Source organism: Agrobacterium sp. 22-214-1 (genome assembly GCF_053522465.1).
Map to the genome: position 1 here is coordinate 240,598 of NZ_JBNWCK010000001.1, position 23,673 is coordinate 264,270.

The following is a 23,673-nucleotide window of genomic DNA, read 5'->3' on the forward strand; positions in this document are numbered from 1 at the left end:
TGGTCGTGACAGTCTGGGCTGGTCCTCAGGCGTCATCCAGCTCAGGTGTCTTCTCAAGGTTCACCCACAGATCCTTCGGCACAAGCGGAGGTGCTTCGATCGCGAGACGCTCGATATTGTCGGGCCAAATCAACGCCTCGTAATCTAGGGGCAGACCTCTCATCGCAGCAACCAGCGACAGGCCGACGGCCTGCGCGAGCTTCGCCGGAACGGCATTTCCGATCTGTCGGGCGGTAGACTGCTTGCCCCCGACAAACTCCCAATCGTCCGGGAAGTCCTGTATCCTTGCACGCATGCGAAGGGTCAGCGGCGGCATGAATCCTTCCTTCGACGCTTCTTCCTGCGTCGGCGCATGTTCCGGAACCCCGGTTGCATCGAAGCCCATTGCAATCTGGGCTTCCTGCTCGTTTCGCCGACGTTTTCCCCGTCCGGTGACAACAGTCGTGGCCTGTGCGCCGTAAGCAATGACGTCGCCATCCCGGTTCACGACAGGATGCTCGCGCCGCTGCCGCGCCCATTCGTGTGCGCCTGTCCAGCCGTTCGCCGCCATCAGATCAAGCAGAGCGTCTCCAATGTTGGCCCTCCGTCCCGGGAACGCCGGTGGCAGGCGGAACGCGTCCGCGATGTCGTCCCTGAGACCGATGATGAGCACGCGGCGACGAACCTGCGCCACTCCGTAGTCGGATGCCGATACGCGGTGGATTTCGGTACGATATCCAGCGCGTCGAAATCCGCTGAGTGCATTGGCGATATGATCGGAATGCTTTTGATGGAGAAGGCCCTCGACGTTCTCAAATAAGAACGCTTTCGGGCGGATCTCGTCGACAACCCTTACGCCCTCGGGCAGCAGATCGCGGGGATCGTCCTTGCCGAGGCAGAAGCCCTCGGACGAGTAGGGCTGGCAGGGTAGACCTCCGGCGACGAGGTCGATGTCGAGCGCTCGATAGGGCCTGAAGTCGATCGTCTTCAGATCGTCCTGGATCACGGTCCATCCGGGCCTGTTTTTTCTGAGCGTTGCCGCAGCATGCGGGTCGGATTCGACCAAAGCAACATGATCAAAGCCCGCACGCTCAAGTCCGATAGCCATGCCACCTGCGCCTGCGCACAGCTCCACGGTCGTAGGTCTCGGATGCGGGAGTGCTGCCGCTTTGCCGATATGCGAGGCTGAGTTTCTTGTGCCGGAGCGACCGGATAGGGACTGGAGCGCCACGAGCCATGGATGATGGGCGCCGTGCTCCCATCTCCCTACCTCGGAGGCGACGGCGAGCGTGCCTTCGGACAGGTGGCTCAGCGCCAGATGAGCCATTGCGATCTGGCGGGCGGGCGAGTTTTGCTTGAGCTTGTCGAGCGGCTGGTGTTCCGAACCGAAGAGGTGCTCGAACTCGTCCCTGATGTCTGCGGCAGTGGTGCGGATGTCATCGGAACGCAGGTCCTCCGCATCCCTGATCTCAATGATGCCGTGGACGAATTCGTACAGGCGATATTGGAACAAGGATGCCGCGCCAGCGCCGTTTCTGCGACCTGCCGCAGCCGTCAGCCTGCCATTGCGCAGTGCAATCACTTCAGATGGTGTGAGGCGGGCTTCCTTCAGGCGCTTCCTGATGGCGGAAATGTCGTTCGTGGAAATTCGAGCTCCGATGTCCATCCGCTCCAGGATCTCGGTGCGGACTTCATCGTCAGCGGAGATCAACGCCCGCACGACCGGGAACGAGACCCGCGCCCTCTCAAGCACCTCCTCGCGGCCGGCGAGTTTGTCGGCGAACTTGACGTAGGTGGAGAGCTCCGATGACGGCACGTTGCACGTCACGCGCAGGAATTCCCGGGCCTCCCGCTCGGTCACAACTTCGGTGAGCTTAGCCACCTCCGCCGCCATCTTGAGGATCCGATCTGTCATCTGCGATTGCAGTTCGATGATCCTTTTTTTTGCTGCCGCAAGTGCCTCTGCTTTCGGATCCAAGTTCAGTTCCCCGCTGTTCATTGCGGATGTGTCATATCCGGACAGATGTTGCAGCGCCGGTAATCGGATCGGTAAAATTGAATCGACGTTGGAATCAATTGCCGGATACTGATGGAGGCCGCAGGCGGCTACCACGGGAGCGATCCTAGGAGCCTGTCCCACAGGCCCGGCTGCGGATGGGGATGCGGCTTCTGGGTTTGATTTGTTAACGCGTTGACGAAGACGATAAGATTGACGGGCTCGAACTTCAGGCCGTGGAAACGGGCGCGAAGACGGCCTTCCTGATCGATCACATATGTAACGATCCCGTGCATCTGCATGCCATCCTCGCCCTCGGCGAACTTCAGCCCATAGGCTTCGGCTACCACGCGCGTCATGTTCTCTGGCTTATCGGGAGCAGAGGTCAGAAAGATCCAGTTTGCGGGATCGAGTCCATGCGCCTCGCCATAGGTGCGCAGGATATCGCCGGTATCGCGCTTCGGATCCGTCGTGATGGTCACGAACTCGACCATCTGCTTCATCGGTGTCAGGTTGGTCATCTTCTGAAGCTCGGCGATCCGCTCCGCGTGAAGCGGGCAGACGTCGGGACAGTTGGTGTAGACGAAGTTCAGGACGACGACCTTGCCGCGCAAGGACTCGAGACTGACGACGCGGCCATCGGCGTCCTGCAGCGTGAATCCCGGCGCTTCGCTGTCCGCAGGCTGGAAGTACCGCTCCTTGTCACGAAGGTCTTGGTCGACCTCGTCGAGCGAGTGCGCCATCGCGGGTACGATTACGGCAAGAACGATGCCAATGGCGAGCGTTGCCTGTTGCAGGAAGCGCATGGCTCGGCGGAGGGATGTCATTGACGTTGCTCCTTGTGGTCGGGCAGCGCATCGGCCGCCCCACCGCGCTCAATGATCGATCTAAGGAAAGCGACCATCTCGGGCGCGTCCCACTCGGCCGGCCCCATCAGACGTCCGAGTTCGCGCCCTTCCGGGTCGATCAGGATTGTCGTCGGCACTCCGATCAGCGCGAGCGCCGAGAGTACCTGGCCAGAGGAGTTTATGCGAATGTAGAGATGCGACACGCCGATCTCCGAATAGAACGGCTTCACAGCCTCGACTCCCTTGCGGTCGAGCGACAGGGCCACCACCTCGAAGCTGTCGCCGCCCAATGCCGCCTGCAGCCGATCGAGCGTCGGCATCTCCTCGCGGCAGGGCACACACCATGTCGCCCAGACGTTGACAAGGACGACCTTGCCGCGGAAATCCGCAAGCGTGCCCGGACGACCTTCACCATCGCTGAATTGGACATCCGGCAGGGGCTTCGGGGTATCGCTGAGCACCATGCCCTTGGGCGCTGCCGCCAACGCCAGCCTGGGACAGGCAAGCAGCGAGGAGATTGCCGCGAGTTGCAGCAGCAGCCGTCGGCGCAATCCGAATGCTGCACATGGACGAATTCTGGCGCTGTCAGCCATCAAAGTCATTCCGTTGCATAGACCTCCGGCGCCTTGCCGTCCTTCGACACCGTGTAGATCACGAATGTCTCGGTCTTTGGACCGGTCATGCCCGGCGATCCCATGGGCATGCCCGGCAGGGTGATGCCTGCGATAGGCGGCTTCTCCCTGAGGAGCTTGCGGACGACATTCACCGGCACGTGGCCGTCGATCACATAGTCGTCGATGAACATCGTGTGGCAGCCTTCTTTTCCTTCCGGCACGCCCGCCTTGTGGCTGATCTCGAGGAGGTCGTTGGTCGGCTTCACCTCGACAGCAAAGCCGTTTTCGCGGAGATAGGCCGCATAGCCCTCGCAGCAGCCGCATTGAGGGTTCTTGTAAAGCGTCGCCTGAATGGGGGCGGCAAGCGCAGGAAACGGCAGGAGCAACATGGCGGTGCCTGCGAGGAGAAATGTTCGTCTTTGCATGAGAGTAGTCCTTTCATCAGTTTCGAGTTCGTGGAATTCAGAGAACGCGGAGCACCGTCATCATCCCCGACATCTGGTGGTCCATGACATGGCAGTGCAGCATCCAGTCGCCCGGATTGTCGGCGACTAAGGCGACTTCGACGACATCCTTGGGAGCCATCAGCACGGTGTCCTGCCATTGGCGGTGCGGGACAGGCCTGCCGTTGCGGCTCAGCACCTTCATGCTATGGCCGTGCAGGTGCATCGGATGCCACCATGCGGTCTGGTTGCGCAGCTCCAGGACGACGCTGCGGCCGCGCTGAAACGTTAGAGACGGATTCATGCCAGCATGGCCGTCACCGGTCATCGACTGGCCGTTGATCGCCCAGACTGCGTCGCTGCCCATGCCCATCATTCCGCCACCCATCATGCCGTTCATGCCGGACATCCCGGCCATGCTCATCATGCCGCCCTGGAGGGTTAGCGTGTGGCGCTCTGCCCCGGCCAGATCGGGGTCCGGCAGAGGATTGCGGACGAGTTCGAGCGGCGCGGCGGCAGGATGCCCGCGGATCGGCGCCGCCTCGTCGTAGGCGAGTTGCGTCACGCGGTAGGAAAGGCCGTCATAGAAGTCATCGACGACATCGTAGCGCCGCCCCGGCTCGCCTTGCAGATCGAGTAGGAGATCGACGCGCATGGCGGGACCGAGCAGAATGCGCCCCGTTTCCGGCTCGTGAGGGTCGCAGGGCTGGCCGTCGATGGCGATGACCGTCGGCCGATGTCCTTCGAGACGCAGCGCCATGATGCGGGCGAGGGATGCGTTGATGAGACGCAGGCGGACGCGCTCGCCCGCTCTGAAGGGCTGCGCTGCCGACACCGTGCCATTCAAGGTCACCGTGTTGCCGACGCGGCCGGACATCGCCGCCTCCATCCGGTTGCCAAAGCCCGAGGCGATCTGGCCTCCTTCGGATAGCCGCCAGTCGGAGAGGAGCCAGAGGAGGTCACGATCGACGGCGACGGGATCGCGCTCCTCGACGATCACGGCACCGGCGAGACCGCGGCCGAGCTGCTCAAGGCTGTTGGCGTGCGGGTGGTACCAGAAGGTCCCGGCATCCGTTGGCTTGAACTCGTAGACGAAACTTTCTCCCGGCTTGATCGGTGGTTGCGTCAGGCCTGGCACGCCGTCCATGGCGTTGGGCAGCCGGATGCCGTGCCAATGGACCGTCGTCTCCTGATCGAGACGGTTTTCGATGACCAAGCGGGCGGGCTCGCCCTGGCGAAGACGCACTTGCGGTCCCGGCACGACGCCGTCGTAGGTCCAGACATCAGTTTCCGGACGAGCGGGACCGGCCAATCGTGCGCGGGCGGGTGCCGCAACGATCCGATATTCATTCGAGATCCCGGCCTGCGCTGGGAGCGGCGGCAAGGCGGCGGCTAGCAAAAGGCCCGCGCCGGCCTGAAAAAAACCCCGACGCGACACGCGGCCATTGAATTCGGTATTCACCGGGGATCCTTCCGATCATCGTTGATGGCGGAACGCGCGGCCTTCGTGGCTGTGGACACCAATGCACGTGGGGCACGACAGGGCGCAGACGCGTTCGTTCACCCGGCTTGGTCGCGTCAGACGACCGCCGGAACGTCAGCCGATGTCGGTGGTTCGCGGAGGATGGAGATCGGGCGGCGCTCGCGTGCCATGGAGGAGCGAGTCGCCTTTGGGCAACGAGGCGTGCTGTTCGACAACGGGCACCGATACTCCCTCGGGAAGAACCGCGAGGATAGGCGTCGCGCAGACAACGCTGCACACCATCGCCTTCATACCGTCATCGCCGCTGCCCTTTGGGCAGTCCGGGCAGCCGTCATGCATCGAACCGCTCATGTCGGAAGCCATCGCCATCTTCATCGACATCATGGTTGCCTCGGCGACGGACAGGCTCATCCCCACGGCGACGAAGACCGCGAGAAACAAGGCGACAAGCCTGCGAGCCGACCAGCGTTTCATGGTAGTCGAGAAGATGACGCTAAAATACGTCGAACACAAGCTGCGACTACATGCGCTTCCTTCGCGCATCCGAGTCGTGGAATGACTGTCCGCGACGCGACGGAAAGCCAACATGCCCGCCAGCTCCGAGCCTCGGTGCCAAGCGCACATAGACCAGCTCACTCAGAAGCTCGACCAGCGTCTGGGTAACGATGACTGAGGGAAGCAGCGGGACAGCACCGGGAACGGCAAACGCCAGTGGCAGGACGACCAACGAGTTGCGTGTGGCGGCGCTAAAGGCGACTGCCCGGCCAGCAGCCGCGTCGAGCCGGAACAGTCTGCCCACGCCCCAGCCCACCAGTGGAGCCACGACGGCGAAAACCATATAGATCGGCAACACCTGCAAGGCCTCGTCGACGGCGGGGCCGAGCTGCGGCAGGACGGCCGCGACGACTATTAGCAAAACCAGAGCGGTCGAGGGGACTGGAAGAAGTCCAAGGACTCTGGAGGCACGTGCTCCGGCTGCGTCTCTAGCGGCCCAGACCTGAACAAGACTGGCGAGTGCGAGCGGAACCACAATCAGCCAGACGAATGCATGCACAAACGGTCCGATCTGCACAAGCGCGGCGGCATCGGAACCAAGAAACAGCCCCAGGTAGGCGGGCAGAAGCAGCATCTGGACGATCAGAAGCGCGGGCGTTGCCGCCAGCAGAAGGCGGGCGTCGGCGCGGCCGAGGTGCGAAAAGGTGACGACGTAGTCGATGCATGGGGCAAGGAGTACCAGCAGCACGCCAAGCCGCAGCATCGGATCGGCAGGCAAGAACTGGACGAGCCCCGCCACGACGATGGGAAGTACAAGGAAGTTGGTCAGCAACAGGGCCGCGAGGAAGCGGATACGGGAGAAGGCCCGCCGGATGTCAGAGAGCGGAACCTCGAGGAAGGTCACGAACAGCATGAAGGCCAGCGCGGGATTGATGCCGATCTCCAGCGCCGCCGTGCCAGGAACGGTGAGCGCGGCAAGCGTCGCGACGACAGCCGCGCTAAAGTAGATGCCGACCTGATGTTCTTCGAGGGTTTCGCGGAGGCTCGTCAAATGGAGTGCTTTCGTCTGAAGGATTCAGTGTCAAGATTTCCATGGAATCAGAACGATCGCCACCCTTGGCCACCTCAGATTTTCGTGGTCAGTTCCAGCAGCCATTTCGGCATCATCCCTTCGAGCGCCGTCTGGGCCATCCTGTCGGTTCCGGTGAGCGTCATCGTTCCCGCCAGGATCAACAGGATACCCAGGGCGATCTTGAGGCTGCTTGCCGATTTTGCCATGTGCCCGCGCCAGCGCAGTAGAGCCGCACGCGATATCGACCCGAGCAGAAGGAGTGGCAGCGCGGCTCCAACCCCGAACGCCAGCATTGTCATGCTTACCGTCCAAAAGTTCTCACCTCTTGTCGCCATGACCGAGGCCGCCCCCAGCGTCGGGCCGACGCAAGGTGTCCAGACAGCGCCCAGCAATAGTCCGACGCAGAACTGTCCTCCGATCCCGGAAGTGGACATCCCACGGAAGCGGTTCTGCGCCCAGTCGCTCATCGGTCCCGCAGCCGTGGCAAGCTTTGCCTGAAGCTGCGGCATGACAAGCGCCGCGCCCACAAGCACGAGAAGGATTGCCGAGACGATCCTGAAGACCCTCATGTCGAGCCCGATTGCGAATCCAATCGTCGCCACGAACACGCCTATCGCGGTGAATGAGATGGCAACGCCTGCGGCCAGCGCAAGCGGGGCGGCCCTGTGCTCGGCCGCAGCGCCCGCCATGACCACGGGCACAAGTGGCAGGACGCAGGGCGACAGGATTGACAGGACGCCCGCGAGGAAGGCGAGTGCCGCCATCGTCACAGGGCCTTGCGCAGGAACGCTTCGATCTCGGCCGGATCGCTGACGCCCACGCTTCTGTCGATTTCCTTGCCGTTCTTGAACAGCACGATCGTACTCTGCGACTGCACCCTGAGCTTTTTAAGGACGGCCTTCTGGCTGTCGAAGTCGATGTCGAATTTCTTCATCGACGCGAAGTCTCCGTTGCCGACCAGCTTGGCCACGACCGGCTTCTGTGCCTGGCAGACCTCGCACCATGGCGCGGTGACGTGGACTAGGACCGGAACTCCGGCGGCAGCAGCTTCGTCGAAGCCAGGAGCGATATCATCTGCGGCAATCGCAAACGATCCTGCCGACACGGCAAAAAGAAGGGCGGAAGCGGTGGAAAGGAACAGGCGGCGGTTCATCATGCGGTCTCCAGTTTCCGTGATATGGACGGTGGGGCGAAGTGGACGAACAGCGTATCGGCGGCGTCGCGGGCCGCCTCCGGCGCGGTGACTTGGAGGCGCACGCCATCGCGGTCCTCCCTGAGATCGAAGTTGAGGAACGCGCAGCATTCCTTCTCCTTGCCGACGAGGTCGCGCAGCTCGGGCAAGGCCTCAGTGGCGTAGGTCAGTTCGATTGACAGCGGCTCCCGCGAGACATGCCGCAGGTGGCGCGACGCAAGTGCCTCGAACTGCTCCGTGCGTGCCTTGAAGTCGCCTGCGTCCAACGTGCAGGCAATGGGCGTGTCGCTCTTCTCATCGGTGGGGCACGAACCGCAGTCGCACTGGCTGGGGGCGGAGATCGTAAACGTGTCGCGGCCAGCGACAACCTTGCGGCGGGAGAGCAGGAAGAGACTTCCCAACGGCAGGGCGACCATCAGCGCCAGCGGGCCCCAATAGGCGGCGGCTCCCACGGCAGCCCCCGCCCCGAGAAGCGAGAACAGGGGAGTTGCGCAGCACGCGGCGCAGGCGACCAGGCCGACGCCCGCGAGTTTGCTCGTATTATCCATTCCTTCGACCTCCTTGAATCGTGAATGGTGGAAGCCTACTCCTTCAAGTAACTTGAAGGGCAAGGAGCAAGATCACCATGAACGTTCACATCCCCGTGTTCACCATCGGAGCCCTCGCCAAGGCATCGGGCGTGACCGCGCCGACCATCCGGTTCTACGAGGAGATCGGCCTGATCCCGAAGGCGCGGCGCTCCGCGTCGGGGCAGCGGCACTACGAGGAGGCCGACCTCTCGCGGCTGACCTTCATCAAGCAGTGTCGGGACTTTGGCTTCGGGATCGAACAGGTGCGAGGGCTGATGGACCTCTCGATCAGCCGGGAAAGGGACTGCAGCGAGACGCGCGATATCGCTCAGGCCCATCTGGACCAGGTCAGGCAGAAGCTGGAGGAACTACGCGCTCTGGAGACGCGCCTTGCGGCCTTCGTCAGGCAATGCAACGAGGCCTGCGCAGGCGGTCCCGGAAGCGACTGCATCATCTTCAAGGACCTCGCCGGGTCGAGGCCGCGATCCTGCTGTGGGGGAGCGTAGGCGCTTCGAATTTCCGGAGGACGGACGCTCGTTCGCTGCATCTTTATTTCCAACCGATACGGCCTGAGATAAGCATTCGCGACCATTCCGGTCGACGGAGAATCAATCGTGTCGAACAATGGGAAAACCGCGGCTTTCGCCGGCGGCGCTTTGGTGGGGACGTTGGGCGGTCTGATCGGCCTGGGTGGGGCGGAGTTCCGTCTCCCGCTTCTAATCGGCGTCTATGGTTTCGGAGCGCTTTCGGCCGTCATCATGAACAAGGCGATGAGCCTGATCGTGGTCGCGTTCTCGTTGCCGTTTCGGGGGTCGTCGGTGCCATTCGAGGATGTTGCCGCGTCGTGGCCGATATTGGTGAACATCCTGGCCGGCAGCCTGCTCGGGGCATGGTTTGGCGCCGACTGGGCGACGAAGCTTAAATCGAAGACCCTGTTCCGTACCATCTCCGTGCTCCTGGTGGTGATCGCTGTTGTCCTGCTATTTGGGCACGGCCTGCACGGGCAGGAAGCACCACCGTTGGCGGGTCCTACTCAAATCGTTGCGGGCGTTGCCGCGGGATTCGCGATCGGCGTCGTGGCGGCATTGATGGGTGTCGCTGGCGGCGAGCTGCTCATTCCGACGCTGATCCTGCTCTTCGGCGTAGACATCAAGCTCGCGGGAAGTCTCTCTCTTGCGATCAGCCTCCCGACAATGCTGGTGGGATTTGCACGGTATAGCCGCGACGGAAGCTTTTCGGTGATCAACGAGAAGGCGGGATTTGCCGTCGCCATGGCGGCAGGCTCAATCATCGGGGCTTTTGTCGGCAGTCTGCTGCTGGGCCTAGTCGACGCGGAAATCCTGCTCCTGGTCTTGTCGCTTATCCTTGTTGTGTCCGCATTCAAGGTGTGGAGGCACGAATAGATACCAAGGATCCAGCCTTCGAAGGATCGGGACCAGGCGTGTCATCATGGCGACGAGGAGAGGTTCCGGATCTTGCTTCTGCCCGGTTGAGGAGTGTTATAGGGTGAGCGTCGCGAGGCTGGATAAACGAGTCGACGGCGCGCTGGAGATAGGGCATGGCGGACATCACTCTCAGCGACGTCGTCAAACGCGTGGCGTTTCTGAACCTCGGCTATTTCGGCGTTGAATTCGCGGTAGCGTTGTCCATCGGCTCGGTATCCCTCTTTGCCGACAGCGTGGATTTTCTCGAAGACGCTTCGGTGAACCTCCTGATCTTGATGGCGCTCGGCTGGAGCGCCCGCAATCGCGCCCGAGTCGGCATGGCCCTGGCTGCGATCCTGCTTGTTCCTGGGCTGGCGACGGTCTGGACGGCCTGGCAGAAGTTCATGGATCCTGTTGCGCCGGAGCCGCTGCCGCTGTCGCTGGCGGGCCTCGGCGCTCTCGCAATCAATCTCTCCTGCGCCATGATGTTGGTCCGCTTCCGCGAGCATGGTGGCAGCCTTACCCGCGCTGGGTTTCTCTCCGCCCGCAACGACGCGGTCGCGAATATCGCCATCATCGCAGCGGGTCTCGTCACAGCATTTCTCTGGAACTCCGCCTGGCCGGACCTGATCGTCGGTATTGCCATCGCCGCCATGAACGCCGACGCGGCGCGCGAGGTCTGGACGGCTGCCAGAAGCGAGCATGGTGCTGCCGCCTGAAGGCCAGCGCGAGTGGCTCTTCTGCGGCACGAATGGCAAAGTGCGAGAGAGATCGACGGGATCCTCTACGCGGTATGGGGTCGCCGATCTGGCGAAGGTAGAATTCGGTTCGCCAGATCAACTTTCACACCCTGCTTGCTACTCTGCGGCCTGCAGGCCACGATCATCCTCTTCGGTGACCGACTGGCCGATCTCGGCCGCCGTCGCAGGAAGCCGCCAGCCCTTGACCAGTCCGTAGACTGCCGGGATGACGATCAGTGTCAGCAGCGTCGACGACACCATGCCGCCGATCATCGGCACCGCGATGCGCTGCATGATCTCCGATCCCGTACCGGTCCTCCACAGGATCGGCACGAGGCCAGCCATGATTGCGACGACGGTCATCATCTTCGGACGAACGCGCTCGACCGCGCCAACCATGATCGCCCGGTTGAGATCCAGCTTCGAGAAGGAGCGGCCTTCCTTTTCACAGGCTTCGCGCTGTTCCTTCAGGGCGTGGTCGAGATAGATCAGCATGATCACGCCTGTCTCGGCCGCCACGCCCGCAAGCGCAATGAAGCCGACGGCGACGGCGACGGAGGCGTTGAACCCCATCCACCACATCAGCCAGATGCCGCCGACCAGCGCGAAGGGCAGGGACAGCATGACGATCATCGTCTCGGTGAGCGCCTTGAAGTTCAGGTAGAGCAGGAGGAAGATCAGCGCCAGCGTTAGGGGGACGACGATGGCGAGCCTCGCCTCGGCCCGTTCGAGATATTCGAACTGGCCGCTCCATGCGACGGAATAGCCGGGCGGCATCTGAACGCTTTTGGCGACCGCCTGCTGGGCTTCGGTGACGTAGCCGCCGAGATCGCGGTTGGCGATGTCGACATAGATGAAGACGGCGAGCTGGCCGTTCTCCGTGCGGATGGTCGTCGCTCCGCGCGTGAGCTTGACATCGGCCACTTCGCCGAGAGGCACCGTTCCCCCTCCGGGCAGCGATATCTGCACGTCCCTGGCGATCGACTGCGGATCGCTGCGGGAGGCTCTCGGATAGCGAACGGCCACCCCATAGCGTTCCCGGCCTTCGACGGTCGAGGTGACGACCTCGGAGCCGAGCGCCATGCCAACGACGTCCTGAACGTCCTTGATCGTCAGTCCGTAGCGGCCGAGCGAGGTGCGGTCCGGCACGATGTCGAGATAGTAGCCGCCGATGACCCGCTCGGCATATGCGCTCGACGTTCCGGGGATCGTCTTCAGCACGCTCTCGATCTGGCGGGCGATCTTCTCCATCTCGCCGAGATCGGTGCCGTAGACCTTCACCCCGACAGGTGTCCTGATCCCGGTCGACAGCATGTCGATGCGGGCGCGGATCGGCATCGTCCAGGCGTTGGAGACGCCGGGGAACTGCAGGGCGGCATCCATCTCCTGCTTCAGGCTGTCGACGGTCATGCCCGGCCGCCATTCCGACTTCGGTTTGAGGGTGATGATGGTCTCGAACATCTCCGTCGGTGCCGGGTCGGTGGCGGTCAGTGCACGCCCCGCCTTGCCGAAGACGCTCTGCACCTCGGGGAAGGACTTGATGATGCGGTCCTGCGTCTGCATCAGCTCCGCCGCCTTGGTGACGGAGATGCCGGGCAGGGTGGTCGGCATATACATCAGCGTGCCCTCGTCGAGATTGGGCATGAACTCGCTGCCGATATGCTGGACCGGCCAGATAGTGACCCCGAGGATCACCATGGCCGCCAGTATGGTCAGGGTCTTCACCCGCAATACGCCCGAGATGACCGGACGGTAGATCCAAATGAGGAATCGGTTCAGGGGGTTCTTGTGCTCGGGGACGATATGTCCCCGGACGAAGAGCACCATCAGCGCAGGAACCAGCGTCACCGACAGCAGTGCGGCCGCCGCCATCGAGAAGGTCTTGGTGAAGGCGAGAGGGCCGAACAGGCGGCCTTCCTGCGATTCCAGAGTGAAGATCGGCAGGAACGACACGGTGATGATCAGTAGGCTGAAGAAGAGCGCCGGGCCGACCTCGCTGGCGGCCTCGACGAGGATGTCGATCCTCGGCTTGTCCGGCGGCGCCCGCTCCAGATGCTTGTGGGCGTTCTCGATCATGACGATTGCCGCATCGATCATCGCGCCGATGGCGATGGCGATGCCGCCGAGGCTCATGATGTTCGCGCCGAGGCCCAGCAGTCTCATGGCGATGAAGGCCATCAGGATGCCGACGGGCAGCATGATGATCGCGACGAGAGCGCTGCGGACGTGCAGAAGGAAGGCGATCGTCACCAGAGCGACGACGATGGACTCCTCCACCAGCGTGCCCTTCAGGGTCTCGATCGCCGCCTCGATCAATGTCGAGCGGTCGTAGACGGGGACGATCTCGGTGCCTGCCGGAAGACTGCTCTTGATGGAATCGAGACTCTTCTTGGCGTTGTCGATGACGGTGAGGGCATTGGCCCCGAACCTCTGCAGGACGATGCCGCTGGCGATTTCGCCTTCGCCGTTGAGTTCGGTGATGCCACGCCGCTCGTCCGGAACCAATTCCACCCTCGCGACGTCGCCGAGCTTGAGCGGAACGCCGTTCTGGCTCTTCAGGACGATGTTCTCGATGTCGGGGATGCCCTTGAGGTAGCCGCGGCCACGCACCATGAACTCGAACTCCGAAAGCTCGAGCGTGCGTCCGCCGACATCGGTGTTGCTGGCGCGGACGGCATTGGCGACATCGTTGAGTGAAACACCCTGCGCCCTCAGGCGGGCGGGGTCGATGACAACAGAATACTGTTTGACGAAACCGCCGACGCTGGCGACTTCGGACACGCCTTCGGACTTCGAGACGGCGAAGCGCACCACCCAGTCCTGCAGCGACCTCAGTTCCGCGAGCGACAGCTCCTTGGCGACGACGGCGTACTGGTAGACCCAGCCGACACCCGTCGCGTCGGGGCCGAGCGTCGGCGCGACACCCTGCGGCAGGCGGCTCTGCGCGGCGTTGAGGTATTCCAGCACGCGGCTGCGCGCCCAATAGGGATCGGTGCCGTCGTCGAAGATCACGTAGACGAAGGACACGCCGAAGAAGGAAAAGCCGCGCACGACCTTCGACTTCGGCACGGTCAGCATCGAGGTCGTCAGCGGATAGGTCACCTGGTCTTCGACCACCTGCGGGGCCTGGCCGGGATACTCGGTGTAGACGATGACCTGCACGTCTGAGAGGTCGGGGATAGCGTCGAGGGGGAGGGACCGCAGCGCATAGATGCCGCCCGCGATTGCGAGCGCCGCGCCCACGAAGATCAGCACAAGATTGTGGGCGGACCAGGAGATGACGCGAGAGATCATGGCTTGGCCTCCTCGGTCATGGCGCTGAGCGCCGAGTTCAGGTTGCTTTCGGCATCGAGCAGGAAGTTGGCGGAGACGACCACCTTGTCGCCGGCGGAGACACCCTGCCGGATTTCGGTGCTGTCGTCGCCTCGGACACCGAGCGTGACGTTCTTCGGCTCGAACTTTCCGTCGCCCTTGTCGAGGAACACCACCTGCCGATCACCGGTGTCGACGATGGCGCTGTTGGGGACGGCGATGACCGGATTCGGCGAACCCGCCTCGATCGTAACGTCGGCGTACATGTTGGCGAGGAGAACACCGTCCGGATTGGGAAGCTCGATGCGGACCTTGGTCGTCCGTGTCTGTGTCTCCACCTCGGGATAGACGAGGTCGACGGTGCCGTGGAAGGTTCGGCCAGGAAGGCTGCGGACCGTGACATCCGCCTTCGCGCCAATGTCGACGGAGGCAAGGTCGTACTCGGGAACGTCGGCGATCACCCACATGTTGGAAGTGTCCGCGATGCGGAACAGGTCGTCGCCGGGCTTGACCATCATGCCGGTCATCGCCGGGCGCTCGAGAACGATGCCGTCGCGCGGCGAGGTGTAGCTCATGCTCGTGGGCACCTGCCGGGTCCGGCCGATCTCGTCAATGATCTCCTGAGGGACACCGAGATTCTTCAGCCGCAGCGCCGAGCCGGCATCGTTGCCGCCGCGCGAACCATCACGTCCGGCCGCGTATTCCGACGCGGCGGTGGCGATCTCCCTGGAATAGAAACCGAAGAGCTTCTCTCCCTTGGAGATGTGGTCGCCCGTCGTGACATCGGCGACATCATCGAGGAATGAATCCGTCCGCATCGAGATGATGCTGACGAGGCGCTCGTCCAGCGCCACGGTGCCCGGCACCCGCACCTTGCGGCCGATGCTGGCCATCTCCGCCACCGCGGTCTTCACACCCGTGCGCTGCAGCTTGCCAAGCGAGACCTTGACGGTCGAGGTGTCGGACTGCTCGCCCTCGTAGACGGGAAGGTAGTCCATGCCCATAGAATCCTTCTTCGGCACCTTCGAGGTGTCCGGCAGTCCCATCGGATTGCGGTAGTAGAGGATCTTCCCCTGCGTGGCGGCGGCTTCGGGTTCTGCCTGCTGGGCTTCAGCGACAGCCTTCGCCTTGTCATCGAAGCTGATGTCCTCGCTGGCATGCACGGCCACGAACGGTCGGCCGTCGGCGGCGGTCTTCGGCGTTGCCGAAAACTGCGGAAGGCCGTCCGGATGACGGTAGTAGATGACCGCGCCCGCTGGAGGAGGCCTGACAGCCACAGGCGTGGCGAGCGCCGTCTCCGCCAGATTGGACCCGAGGACGGATCCCAGGTGTTTCGTGCCAGCCCAATAGCCTCCCCCGCCGACCAGTACGGCGAGGGAGAGCGTGACTGCCACGCGCGATGGCGTGTTCAAGGCGCGGCCTTGAGGACGACTTCGCCCTCGACTGTGTCGGGCTCGCCCTGGACCTTGGCGGCGATCTTGAAGCGCCAGCCCCCCGCCATGCTGAAGTCGGACTTGAAGGCGTAAACGCCGGGCTCCGTAGAGCTGGCAGCCTCAACCGGAGTCGTCATCATCTCCATGCCCTCGGGGGCCATGTCCATCCGGGTGGTGAAGATGACGGCGTCGGGAACGGGTTTGCCCGTCCGCTTGTCGATCAGCCGGACGGCGACGGGTGATCCCGAGCCCTGCTTGACGTTGGCCGAAACCGGCTGGAACTCGTAGTCCTGCGCTGCTGCGAAGGAAACGGCGGGAGAAAGCAGGGCACCGGCGAGGAGCATCGCTCCTGCTGAAAAGGAAGTCTTGTTCATGATTCGTGATCTCTTCTCGAGACGGATCTGCGGATCGCGCCCTCGGGTTCAAAATTCGATAGCCATCGGATCCAAGCAGACGCACTCTGGCATCCGGCCTGAACCGCAATGTGTTTCAAGGTTGAACTGAGATCAGGCTTTCGGAGGTCGCGCCGGAGGTTCGACCAGAGCCGAGGTCGGTTGCGACGCGGGCATCAGGTCGTAGCGGTGGGACTCCCACGAGATCGCGAACGACCAGCCGTGGCTTTCCGGGGAATGGGCGAAGATCGAGGTCGTGCAGACCAAGGCGAGCGGGCAGCCCTTGGCGCAGTCCGACTTGACTGGCTGCTGTTCGGGGCAGCAGGGCATCTCCTCCGACATCTTCATGCCGGACATGCCGTTGCCCATGCGCGCGTCCATCGCGTGACCGGAGGAGGCCATCGCACTGGTTGCCAGCCCAATGCTAGCCGGGCCGACGACGACCGCAAGCATGGCGACAATCAGAAACAGGCGATGGATGGCCCTCAGGAGATTCATGGTTCGATACTGGCACGCCGCTTGCGGTATTGGAAGCCGGGTTCACGGAGATGTGTTGTCGCAGACAATGGGCGATGCAGAGATCCTCGCGCTCTTCAGCGAAAGGCCGCAATCCTGGAAACACACCATCCAATCCTTCGCACATGCGCCTCGGTTCCAGCCTTGATGGTAGGAAGGTCTGGCGCTGTGCCCGGCTCTGTTCTCAGCGGATGTGCGGTCAGGCGCAGCAGTTTGTGCCGGACGACGGGCCGCAGCACGCAGTCTTCGCCTTTTCTTCGGCCAGCCATCGGTCGCGTGGTTTGCAGCTCGATGGCCGGGCATCGAGGATGACCTCGAAGGAGCCTCCCTTCAAGCGAGGCGACCCGGCACAATACAGAGCCATCGGCCTCACGCCGTCGCTGACCTCAAACGTAAGCTTTGCGGACGCATCAAGCTGAACATGATCCGACACCTTCCGGATGATCGCAGCGAACTTCCCGGCAGGCATGTGAGTCCGCCCATCTTCGTCGATATCCCAGAGCTGCACGAAGATCTCCGACCAGGCTTCAGGATTGGCCCCGCAGTCGAGGGCCGAGAACTGGCCCGCCTTCACCTCGGTCACGTGATAGCCCGCCTTCACCGGACGACCGTCGTATTGGAAGACGAGAGGTGAGTCAGGCGCGGCCTCCAGGGCATCCAGAAGATGGCCGAGCGTGATGTCGGTCGAAAGTGTCTTGTCGATCGCGTTCATCTGCGCTACTCCTTGTTTCGATCCTTCAAGGAATATTGAAATATGGATGAACGTCAAGCCCTCATGTCATTCGCGGCGCTGTCGCAGGAAACCCGTCTAGCGGTGGTGCGCACCCTGGTCGTCGCGGGTCCGGAGGGGATGGCTGCCGGAGCCATTGCCGAGAAGATGGGCGTCTCCCCATCCAACATCTCCTTCCACCTCAAGGAACTCGAACGCTCGGGGCTGATCGCCCAGAGGAGAGAGTCCCGCTCGATCCTCTACAGCGCCGATTACGATGCGCTCTCCGGACTCGTAACCTTCCTCATGCACGACTGCTGCGCCGGCCATCCGCGGGTGCTCGGCGTTGCTCCCAGCGAGGGGGACTGCTGCTCCGCCGAACAGCCGGAAGCCAACCAGCATGCGTGAAGCCAGGAACGCGATTTCGCTCGCGACGATCTCCGCCCTCGGCCTGACGCAGATCATCGGCTACGGGACGCTCTACTACTCGTTTTCGATCCTCGCGCCCGGCATGGCGAAGGACCTCGGCGTGACACTCGAGCAGGTCTTCGGCGTCTTCTCGGTCTCGCTATTCGTCGGGGGACTGTCGGCACCGATGATCGGGAAGCAGATGGACAGGATCGGGGCGGCGACCGTCCTGACCGTTGGCTCGCTTCTCTCGGCGCTTACGCTCGCCCTTTGCGCGTGGTCGCCATCGATAGCGGTATTCGCGCTCGCCATCGTCCTGCTCGAAATCGCCTCTGGAATGGTTCAGTACCAGGCAGCCTTCGCGGCGCTTGTCGAAAGCGATCCCAAGACGGCTTCCCGGAGCATCACCTACCTGACGCTCATCGGCGGTTTCGCCTCCACCATCTTCTGGCCGATCTCGGCGGCCCTGATGGGATACCTGTCATGGCGGGAAATCTATCTGGTGTTCGCGGCGCTCAATCTGGTCGTCTGCATGCCTTTTCATTTCTGGATGATGCGGAAGGGAAAGGCGGCGAGCGCCAACGGAACCGTCCGCGAACGTGAGCGGGTGATCGGCGCGATCGCGCCGGCAGCGCGCCGGGGTGCGATGGTCGTTGTTTCGGCCGCCTTCGCAATCCTCGGGTTCACGCTGGCTTCGATCCTCGCACATATGGTTCCCATGCTCGGGAATCTCGGCCTCGGGACAGCCGCGGTGGTCATCGGCTCGCTGTTCGGCCCCGCTCAGGTTCTGAGCCGCCTGATCAACATGATCTTCGGAACACGACTGTCGCCGCCTTTGCTTGCGGTCATCTCGGCTGCGCTCATGGTCACTGGCATCGTGATCCTCGGCCTGAGCGGAAGCTGGCTGCCGGGCGCTGTCGCGTTCGCGATCTGCCTTGGTCTGGGGTCGGGGATCAATTCCATCGCGCAGGGCAGCCTCCCGCTGTATCTGTTCGGGAGCGACGGCTACGGAGCGATCACGGGCAAGATGGCCGCGGCGAGGCTTGCGTTGGGAGCTGCCGCGCCTTTCGTCTTCGCAATGGCAATGGAGCAGCTCGGCATCGGTCTGTCCCTATTCGCTACCGCGGCGCTTGGGACGGTGGGCATGGCTGCATTTGTCAGCGTTGCGGCAACCTCTCGTCGGGAGACTGTCGCCGCGGAGTGAACAGTTCACACACGACGAGCGACCTGCCAAAGCCCCACCTACACTTGCGGATGCTCGCGCACATCAGCATAAGGATGTCGAGATATCTTCGGAGAGATAACGAGATGGACGCGGCCGAACCAACTGTTTCCCGCAGCAAGCCCGCGGCCTTCACAGGCGGAGCGGTGATCGGCGCGTTGGGAGGTCTTATCGGATTGGGCGGGGCGGAATTCCGGCTTCCGCTCCTGATCGGCATCTTCAACTTTGCGGCCCTTGAGGCCGTCATTCTCAACAAGGCGATGAGCCTGGTGGTAGTGGCGTCGGCTCTGCCCTTTCGTGCGGCGACTGTGCCTTTCAGCGAGATTCGATCGCATTGGCAGATCGTGGTCAACCTGCTGGCTGGAAGCCTTGCGGGTGCATGGTTCGGCGCTGGGTGGGCGACACGCCTGAGGTCCGAAACTCTCTACAAGGTAATCGCGGGGCTTCTGATTGCAATTGCGGTCATCCTGATGGTCGGCAACGACGCCGCCGCCGGACAGCCGCTGCTGACGGGCGGCACCCAGTTCCTGACGGGCATCGTCGCAGGATTCGTGATTGGCGTCGTCGCCTCGCTTCTCGGGGTAGCGGGGGGCGAGCTGCTGATTCCAACTCTCATTCTCTTGTTCGGATGCGACATAAAGCTGGCGGGATCGCTGTCGCTCGCGGTCAGCCTGCCAACAATGCTCGTTGGTTTCACCCGATACAGCCGGGACCAAAGCTTCTCTGTGCTCGACCGCAACAAGGCGTTCCTGCTTGTCATGGCCGCGGGATCGATCGTCGGCACATTTATCGGCGGCCGACTGCTCGGGATCGTTCCGAACGCGGTACTTCTGCCCGCGCTCGCCGTGATCCTGCTTCTGTCCGCCATCAAGGTCTGGCGACACAAGTAGCCGTCAGATCGACTTCAACTGCACCCGCTGTTCGAGCTTGGCCGCGTCTTCCTTCCGCTCGCTGTAGCGGTTGGTCAGGTAGGACGAGGCATCGCGGGTCAGCAGGGTGAACTTCACCAACTCTTCGCAGACATCGACCACGCGGTCATAGTAGGAGGACGGCTTCATTCGTCCGTCTCCATCGAACTCCTGATAGGCCTTGGCGACGGAAGACTGATTGGGGATCGTGATCATCCGCATCCAGCGGCCGAGGATGCGGAGCTGGCCGACCGCGTTGAACGACTGCGACCCGCCTGACACCTGCATCACCGCAAGTGTCTTTCCCTGGGTCGGACGCACCGAGCCGACGGCTAGCGGAATCCAGTCGATCTGGGACTTCATGACCCCAGTCATTGCGCCATGGCGCTCGGGGCTGACCCACACCTGGCCTTCGGACCACTCGGAAAGCTCGCGGAGTTCCTGCACCTTGGGATGGCTCACGGGAGCTTCGTCCGGCAGCGGCAGCCCCTTGGGATTGAAGACCCTGACCTCGCAGCCCAGCCGCTCAAGCAGGCGGCGGGCCTCGTGGGCGAGGAGGCGACTGTAGGAAACCTCCCTGAGCGATCCGTAGAGGATCAGGATGCGCGGTCTGTGGGTCGAGAACCGCGGGCGGAGCGCACCGGTGTCCGGCTGATGTAGATGCCGTTCCTCAAGCGCGGGAAATGTCTCAGACAATGCGCTTTCCTTCCTCATCGAGAACCTTCTCGCCATCTTCCTTGGTGAAGGCACCCTTGTGCGTGTCCGGGAGGATGTCGAGCACCACTTCGGACGGACGGCTCAGGCGCGTGCCGAGGGGTGTGACGACGAACGGACGGTTGATCAGGATCGGATCCTTGAGCATCGCGTCCAGCAACTGATCGTCGGTCAGGGCAGGGTCGTCTAGTCCGAGTTCAGCGTAGGGCGTTCCCTTCTCGCGGATCGCCTGCCGGACGGTCAGCCCGGCATCGGCAATCATCTTTACCAGCTCGGCGCGGGATGGCGGGGTCTTGAGATACTCGATAACCGTCGGCTCGATGCCAGCGTTGCGGATCATCTCCAGCGTGTTGCGCGAGGTCCCGCATTCGGGATTGTGGTAGATGGTGACGTTCATAGCTTTGCCTCTGACGATACGGTTGATGACGCGCTTGGCTGCAGGAGCCAGGTGAACAGGGAGAGGGCCGCGACTGCGCCCACAATCTCCGCGGCCCAGAAGCCGGGCAGATCGAGAGGACGGATGCCGGAGAAGGTGTCGGTAAATGACCTGGCGAGCGCGACCGCGGGATTGGCGAAGGACGTCGAGGCCGTGAACCAGTAGGCGGCAGTGATATAGAGCCCGACCAGCCACGGCACCGCCCGTTGCTCGAATTTAATGCCGGCGAGGATGGTGGCCACCAACCCGAAGGTCGCGACTCCCTCGGAGAACCATTGTGCGCCCCCGGTCCGAATCTTAGTCGACAGCTCGATCAGCGGCAGGTCGAACATTAGATGCGCGACCAGGGTGCCGATCACGCCGCCGACGATCTGGGCGGCGACGTATCCGCCGAAGTCACGCTTCGGCAGCGATCGGGAGATCGAGAATATCAGGGACACCGCCGGGTTGAAGTGAGCGCCTGATATCGGTCCGAGCACGGTGATTAGCACAACCAGAATGGCGCCCGTCGCCAGAGTGTTGCCCAGCAGCGCCAGTCCGACATCCTTCGTCAGCGATGCCGCCATGATACCGGAGCCGACCACGGTTGCGACCAGCATGGCGGTCCCGAGAGCTTCGGCGACGAGTCGACGTTGCAGATCGTAGCCCATCAGCTTGCCTTGGGCTGCTTGAGGCTGGCGCCTTCCATCGAGCCGATCTGGCGGACGTGCTGCTCGAGTGCCATGCGGTCGATAGAGGCCAGCGGCAGGTTGATGAAGGCGGTGATGCGGTTCTTCAGGAAGCGGGCGGCCTGGGCAAAGGCGCGCTGGATTTCTACTTCCGTGCCGACGACGGCAGCCGGATCCTCGACGCCCCAATGCGCCGTCATGGGATGACCGATCCAGACGGGGCAGGCCTCGCCGGCGGCGCTGTCGCAGACGGTGAAGATGAAGTCCATCTCCGGAGCGCCTGCATCGGCGAAGACGTCCCAGCTTTTCGACGAGAAGCCCGTCGAGGGATAGCCGAGCGCTTCCAGCTCCTTCAGTGCATGAGGATTCACTTCGCCTTTCGGCTGGCTGCCGGCGGAATACGCCTTGAAGCGTCCGCCACCTTCTTTGTTGAGGATGGATTCGGCGAGGATGGAACGTGCGGAATTGCCCGTGCACAGGAAGAGCACGTTATAGGTCTTGTCGGTCATGGTTTTCGTCCGTGTTAGGTCGGTGGCCTGTTCAGTCTCATTATCGTCGCCGACGCCGGGCAGAGGCCCGACAGTTGGCGGGTGGAAAGGATCGCCGGCGGCACCTGGTCGCGCTGGACGGAGGTGAAGCCAATGGATTCGAAGAAGGACGCGGCACTCGTCGTGGCGAGATAGACCTCGCCCGAGGGGGATGTCCTGGCGAGAGTCGCCTCGACCAGATGCCGCCCGTACCCCTGCGATCGGTACTCGGGAAGAACTACGACCGAGCGACGGAGGACGGCGTCGTTATCGCACGTCTCGATACCGGAGTAGCCAACCACGCGGCGATCAGCGGCGACGAAGGCGAAATAGCTGCGGTCCGAACCGTCCAGGTCGTCGATCAGAAGTCCCGCGGATGTCAGCGCTGCTCGGAGCGCATCGGAGACCGGAATTGGTTCTAGCTTCAGTTCGCGCATGGTTGCGAGTTCCCCGGCGAGCAGCAGGGCGTGAGATCGGCGATCAGAGGTGCGCACAGGTCCGCATTCCCGCCGCAGCAATCTTTCAGCAGGAAGAGGGTCAGCTCGCGGAAGCCTTCAAGATCCGCACTATAGATGATGGAGCGGCTCTGTCTTTCGCTCTTGACGATCCCCGCTCGCGCCAGCGTCGCAAGGTGCGCGGACATCGTATTCTGCGGGATGTCCATCATCCGTGCGAGTTCGCCGGCCGGAATGCCTTCCGGTTCGGCTTTCACAAGCAGACGGAAGGTTTCAAGCCTCGTTGTCTGCGCCAGGGCGGCCAGTGCCGCGATCGCGTTCTTCGATTCCATATATCGAGAATAACGGATATGTTGTTGCTGTCAATGACGCAGACGGAATTGTGGAGCTGAAATTGTCCTACAGGCAGAAGTCACTCGCGCTATCGGCGAACTATGCGCGTGATCGCCGCCGAGCGGGATCGAGTTGAGCTGCGGGTCAGCGATGGTGAACGGCCTTGATGCACTGATGCCGGCTCGCTTGATATCGGAAGTCTGCCAGTCAGCATCAAGTCGGTGTCGGGCCGGCGTAGTCTCCATGGAAGTCGCCGGGTCCCAGCGTGTGAAGCTCGTCGAAGGTTTTCGTCGCAGGGTTCAAACGCTTACCCCGGAAGTACGCGGGATAGAGCTTCAGCTCCTTCGTCCTCATAGCGATAATAAGCGTGAAAGCCGAGGGGATTTCTACGACCTCTAGCTCGCACATGTCCAGGCTGCCTGAAGCCTCGGCTTGTGCGGCTTCGAGTGCATCCAAATAGCCGAGCGCGAAGCTGCCGCGCCGAAACGAACTATAGGATCCATCTGCTTTGTTGCTGATGTCTAATACACCGAATCCTTCTTCGTCATGAAGAAGGTACTGCCATCCCATGGCGTAAGGAGAAGCGAGGTCGGCTTCGGACCGCGGGATAGCTTCAAGCACCCTTTTCGGAAATGGCCCGATGTGGCGATATTGCGTGCCTGTACGATCTCGCCCGGGCACGCCAGCTAGGATCCTCATTGCTCGATCGAACTTTTCGCCGACGGAACTCGGTGCCTCCAGTATCCCAATCGTCATTCTATCTCTCCTCTGTCGAGTTCCCTGCG

28 protein-coding genes are annotated in these 23,673 nt (G+C 62.6%); 6 read left to right on the plus strand and 22 right to left on the minus strand.

Annotated features, from left to right (window positions below; genetic code table 11):
• Positions 1-25: 25 nt before the first annotated feature.
• The 10 genes from ACQZ5G_RS01285 to ACQZ5G_RS01330 all read right to left on the minus strand — a co-directional run bounded on the left by ACQZ5G_RS01285 (position 26) and on the right by ACQZ5G_RS01330 (position 8,670).
• Positions 26-2,092, minus strand: a complete 2,067-nt coding sequence (locus tag ACQZ5G_RS01285) for a DNA cytosine methyltransferase (RefSeq protein WP_448736747.1) — start codon at positions 2,090-2,092, stop codon at positions 26-28.
• Entirely contained in the window at positions 2,086-2,802 is a 717-nt protein-coding gene (locus ACQZ5G_RS01290) for an SCO family protein (protein ID WP_448736748.1), read from the minus strand. The genes ACQZ5G_RS01285 and ACQZ5G_RS01290 overlap by 7 nt, the downstream gene beginning before the upstream one ends.
• Positions 2,799-3,416 (minus strand): TlpA family protein disulfide reductase, encoded by a 618-nt coding sequence (locus ACQZ5G_RS01295; RefSeq protein WP_448736749.1) that lies wholly within the window; start codon positions 3,414-3,416, stop codon positions 2,799-2,801. The genes ACQZ5G_RS01290 and ACQZ5G_RS01295 overlap by 4 nt, the downstream gene beginning before the upstream one ends.
• Positions 3,417-3,421: 5 nt before the next feature.
• The gene (locus ACQZ5G_RS01300) at positions 3,422-3,862 is read right to left on the minus strand and encodes a DUF411 domain-containing protein (RefSeq protein ID WP_448736750.1); all 441 of its coding nucleotides are present in this window, start codon (positions 3,860-3,862) and stop codon (positions 3,422-3,424) included.
• Between the two features lie 37 nt (positions 3,863-3,899).
• The gene (locus ACQZ5G_RS01305) at positions 3,900-5,342 is read right to left on the minus strand and encodes a multicopper oxidase family protein (RefSeq protein ID WP_448736751.1); all 1,443 of its coding nucleotides are present in this window, start codon (positions 5,340-5,342) and stop codon (positions 3,900-3,902) included.
• 135 nt (positions 5,343-5,477) lie between these two features.
• Positions 5,478-5,804 carry a hypothetical protein gene (locus tag ACQZ5G_RS01310; RefSeq protein WP_448736752.1) on the minus strand — a complete coding sequence of 109 codons (327 nt, stop codon included), beginning with the start codon at positions 5,802-5,804 and terminating at the stop codon, positions 5,478-5,480.
• A gap of 79 nt (positions 5,805-5,883) precedes the next feature.
• Positions 5,884-6,909, minus strand: a complete 1,026-nt coding sequence (locus tag ACQZ5G_RS01315) for an arsenic resistance protein (RefSeq protein WP_448736753.1) — start codon at positions 6,907-6,909, stop codon at positions 5,884-5,886.
• Positions 6,910-6,983: 74 nt separating this feature from the next.
• Entirely contained in the window at positions 6,984-7,694 is a 711-nt protein-coding gene (locus ACQZ5G_RS01320) for a cytochrome c biogenesis CcdA family protein (RefSeq protein ID WP_448737065.1), read from the minus strand.
• Between the two features lie 2 nt (positions 7,695-7,696).
• The gene (locus ACQZ5G_RS01325) at positions 7,697-8,083 is read right to left on the minus strand and encodes a thioredoxin family protein (RefSeq protein WP_448742654.1); all 387 of its coding nucleotides are present in this window, start codon (positions 8,081-8,083) and stop codon (positions 7,697-7,699) included.
• Positions 8,083-8,670, minus strand: a complete 588-nt coding sequence (locus ACQZ5G_RS01330) for a hypothetical protein (protein ID WP_448736755.1) — start codon at positions 8,668-8,670, stop codon at positions 8,083-8,085. The genes ACQZ5G_RS01325 and ACQZ5G_RS01330 overlap by 1 nt, the downstream gene beginning before the upstream one ends.
• A 77-nt stretch (positions 8,671-8,747) precedes the next feature.
• Between ACQZ5G_RS01330 and ACQZ5G_RS01335 the strand changes: the two genes are divergently transcribed.
• From ACQZ5G_RS01335 to ACQZ5G_RS01345, 3 genes are all read left to right on the plus strand, one after another.
• Positions 8,748-9,197: a MerR family transcriptional regulator gene (locus ACQZ5G_RS01335; RefSeq protein ID WP_448736756.1), complete on the plus strand. Its 450-nt coding sequence runs from the start codon at positions 8,748-8,750 to the stop codon at positions 9,195-9,197.
• A 108-nt stretch (positions 9,198-9,305) separates the two neighbouring features.
• Positions 9,306-10,094, plus strand: a complete 789-nt coding sequence (locus ACQZ5G_RS01340; RefSeq protein WP_448736757.1) for a sulfite exporter TauE/SafE family protein — start codon at positions 9,306-9,308, stop codon at positions 10,092-10,094.
• 155 nt (positions 10,095-10,249) lie between these two features.
• A complete protein-coding gene (locus tag ACQZ5G_RS01345; RefSeq protein ID WP_448736758.1) occupies positions 10,250-10,834 on the plus strand; it encodes a cation transporter in 585 nt (194 codons plus the stop codon).
• Between the two features lie 138 nt (positions 10,835-10,972).
• Here ACQZ5G_RS01345 and ACQZ5G_RS01350 read toward each other — a convergent pair whose 3' ends face one another.
• The 5 genes from ACQZ5G_RS01350 to ACQZ5G_RS01370 form a co-directional block, all read right to left on the minus strand.
• Positions 10,973-14,149, minus strand: coding sequence for an efflux RND transporter permease subunit (locus ACQZ5G_RS01350; protein ID WP_448736759.1), 3,177 nt, complete (start codon positions 14,147-14,149; stop codon positions 10,973-10,975).
• Positions 14,146-15,579 carry an efflux RND transporter periplasmic adaptor subunit gene (locus ACQZ5G_RS01355; protein ID WP_448736760.1) on the minus strand — a complete coding sequence of 478 codons (1,434 nt, stop codon included), beginning with the start codon at positions 15,577-15,579 and terminating at the stop codon, positions 14,146-14,148. The genes ACQZ5G_RS01350 and ACQZ5G_RS01355 overlap by 4 nt, the downstream gene beginning before the upstream one ends.
• Positions 15,576-15,974 carry a FixH family protein gene (locus ACQZ5G_RS01360; RefSeq protein WP_448736761.1) on the minus strand — a complete coding sequence of 133 codons (399 nt, stop codon included), beginning with the start codon at positions 15,972-15,974 and terminating at the stop codon, positions 15,576-15,578. Before ACQZ5G_RS01360 ends, ACQZ5G_RS01355 begins: the two co-directional genes overlap by 4 nt.
• A 132-nt stretch (positions 15,975-16,106) precedes the next feature.
• Complete coding sequence (locus tag ACQZ5G_RS01365; RefSeq protein WP_448736762.1) at positions 16,107-16,490, minus strand: hypothetical protein; 384 nt, start codon at positions 16,488-16,490, stop codon at positions 16,107-16,109.
• A gap of 217 nt (positions 16,491-16,707) precedes the next feature.
• Entirely contained in the window at positions 16,708-17,220 is a 513-nt protein-coding gene (locus ACQZ5G_RS01370) for a DUF6428 family protein (RefSeq protein WP_448736763.1), read from the minus strand.
• A gap of 42 nt (positions 17,221-17,262) precedes the next feature.
• On the opposite strand from ACQZ5G_RS01370, the gene ACQZ5G_RS01375 reads away from it, so the two are divergent.
• The 3 genes from ACQZ5G_RS01375 to ACQZ5G_RS01385 all read left to right on the plus strand — a co-directional run bounded on the left by ACQZ5G_RS01375 (position 17,263) and on the right by ACQZ5G_RS01385 (position 19,737).
• A complete protein-coding gene (locus ACQZ5G_RS01375) occupies positions 17,263-17,625 on the plus strand; it encodes an ArsR/SmtB family transcription factor (protein WP_448736764.1) in 363 nt (120 codons plus the stop codon).
• A complete protein-coding gene (gene arsK / locus ACQZ5G_RS01380; protein ID WP_448736765.1) occupies positions 17,618-18,829 on the plus strand; it encodes an arsenite efflux MFS transporter ArsK in 1,212 nt (403 codons plus the stop codon). The genes ACQZ5G_RS01375 and arsK overlap by 8 nt, the downstream gene beginning before the upstream one ends.
• Before the next feature lie 74 nt (positions 18,830-18,903).
• The gene (locus tag ACQZ5G_RS01385) at positions 18,904-19,737 is read left to right on the plus strand and encodes a sulfite exporter TauE/SafE family protein (RefSeq protein WP_448737066.1); all 834 of its coding nucleotides are present in this window, start codon (positions 18,904-18,906) and stop codon (positions 19,735-19,737) included.
• 3 nt (positions 19,738-19,740) lie between these two features.
• Here the strand turns inward: ACQZ5G_RS01385 and arsH are convergent, their stop codons facing one another.
• The 7 genes from arsH to ACQZ5G_RS01420 all read right to left on the minus strand — a co-directional run bounded on the left by arsH (position 19,741) and on the right by ACQZ5G_RS01420 (position 23,644).
• Positions 19,741-20,469 carry an arsenical resistance protein ArsH gene (gene arsH, locus ACQZ5G_RS01390; RefSeq protein ID WP_448736766.1) on the minus strand — a complete coding sequence of 243 codons (729 nt, stop codon included), beginning with the start codon at positions 20,467-20,469 and terminating at the stop codon, positions 19,741-19,743.
• Positions 20,444-20,866, minus strand: a complete 423-nt coding sequence (arsC, locus tag ACQZ5G_RS01395) for an arsenate reductase (glutaredoxin) (RefSeq protein ID WP_448736767.1) — start codon at positions 20,864-20,866, stop codon at positions 20,444-20,446. Before arsC ends, arsH begins: the two co-directional genes overlap by 26 nt.
• Positions 20,863-21,558, minus strand: a complete 696-nt coding sequence (locus ACQZ5G_RS01400) for an MIP/aquaporin family protein (protein WP_448737067.1) — start codon at positions 21,556-21,558, stop codon at positions 20,863-20,865. Before ACQZ5G_RS01400 ends, arsC begins: the two co-directional genes overlap by 4 nt.
• Positions 21,555-22,082: an arsenate reductase ArsC gene (locus tag ACQZ5G_RS01405; protein ID WP_448736768.1), complete on the minus strand. Its 528-nt coding sequence runs from the start codon at positions 22,080-22,082 to the stop codon at positions 21,555-21,557. Before ACQZ5G_RS01405 ends, ACQZ5G_RS01400 begins: the two co-directional genes overlap by 4 nt.
• Before the next feature lie 14 nt (positions 22,083-22,096).
• A complete protein-coding gene (gene arsN2 / locus ACQZ5G_RS01410; protein WP_448736769.1) occupies positions 22,097-22,537 on the minus strand; it encodes an arsenic resistance N-acetyltransferase ArsN2 in 441 nt (146 codons plus the stop codon).
• Positions 22,525-22,887, minus strand: coding sequence for an ArsR/SmtB family transcription factor (locus ACQZ5G_RS01415; protein ID WP_448736770.1), 363 nt, complete (start codon positions 22,885-22,887; stop codon positions 22,525-22,527). Before ACQZ5G_RS01415 ends, arsN2 begins: the two co-directional genes overlap by 13 nt.
• Positions 22,888-23,101: 214 nt before the next feature.
• On the minus strand, positions 23,102-23,644 hold the full coding sequence (locus ACQZ5G_RS01420; RefSeq protein ID WP_448736771.1) for a hypothetical protein: 543 nt from the start codon (positions 23,642-23,644) through the stop codon (positions 23,102-23,104).
• Between the last annotated feature and the right edge of the window lie 29 nt (positions 23,645-23,673).